At 71.1% G+C, this 1,342-nt stretch carries 1 protein-coding gene; it reads left to right on the forward strand.

The genetic code is table 11. The features are described from left to right. Nucleotides 1–1,342: IS607 family element RNA-guided endonuclease TnpB (gene tnpB / locus ACL02O_RS34200; RefSeq protein WP_412822320.1), on the forward strand; the 1,342-nt coding region annotated here is incomplete at both ends.

The following is a 1,342-nucleotide window of genomic DNA, read 5'->3' on the forward strand; positions in this document are numbered from 1 at the left end:
CTCAACCCTGGCCAGGAACGCGACGTCCTCGCCCACGCCGGGGCGGCTCGTGTCGCCCACAACTGGGCACTGGCCCGGATCAAGGCGGTCACGGATCAGCGGGCCGCGGAGCGCACCTACGGTGTGCCGCACGAGCAGCTCACCGAGAGCCTGTCGTGGTCGCTCGCCGGGCTGCGCAAAGCGTGGAACGGGGCGAAGACCGAGGTCGCGCCGTGGTGGTCCGAGGTGTCCAAGGAGGCGTTCAACACCGGCCTCGACGCCCTGGCGCGTGGGTTGAAGAACTGGTCCGAGTCCCGCAGCGGTAAGCGGGCCGGTCGGCCGGTCGGCTTCCCCCGGTTCAAGTCGCGGCGGCGCACCACAGCATCGGTGCGGTTCACGACCGGGGCGATCCGGGTCGAGCCCGACCGTATGCACGTGGTGCTGCCGAGGCTGGGCCGGCTGAAGCTGCACGAGTCGGCCCGCAAGCTTGCCCGGCGCGTCGACAACGGCACCGCCCGGATCATGTCGGCCACGGTGCGCCGTGAGGCTGGGCGCTGGCATGTCTCGTTCACCGTTGAGGTCGAACGCGCCGAGCGGACCCCGACGCGGCCGGGCTCTGTGGTCGGCGTGGACGTGGGAATCAAGCATCTCGCCGTGCTGTCCACCGGTGAGCTGGTCGACAACCCGCGCCACCTGCTCGCCACGCAGGCCAGGCTCCGCGCGCTGGGCCGGGCGCTGTCGCGCAAGACCGGCCCGCACCGGCGTACCGGCCGGCGCCCGTCGAAACGCTGGGAACGCGCGGCGGCCCGGCTCGCTCGGGCGCACGCCCGAGTGGCGAACCTGCGCCGGGACGGCCTGCACAAGCTCACCACCAGCCTCGCCGCAACGCATGGCACGGTGGTGGTCGAAGACCTCAACGTCACCGGCATGCTCGCCAATCGGCGTTTGGCCCGGCACATCGCTGACGCCGGGTTCGCCGAGATCCGTCGGCAACTGGCGTACAAGAGCACCTGGAACGGCGGCCGGCTGCTCGTGGCCGACCGCTGGTATCCGTCCTCGAAGACCTGCTCGGGCTGCGGCGCGGTGAAAACCAAACTCGCCCTTTCCGAGCGTGAGTACGCCTGCCAGGCGTGCGGCCTGGTCATCGACCGGGACCGCAACGCCGCCCTGAACCTGGCCGCCCTGGCAGCTGAATTCGACACCGCCGGGAGTGGCCCGGTGGCAGCACGTGGAGCCGACCGGAAGACCCGCATACGCGGGCAGGTGGCCGTGAAGCGTGAACCCGGCACGGCACCCGCCGGTCAGACCGGGACCGTCCCACCGCAAGGTAGGACTATCGATCGTGTGCTTACCAGAGCGCACT

This window comes from Micromonospora mangrovicola, assembly GCF_047200535.1.
In the GTDB taxonomy this organism is placed as follows: domain Bacteria; phylum Actinomycetota; class Actinomycetes; order Mycobacteriales; family Micromonosporaceae; genus Micromonospora.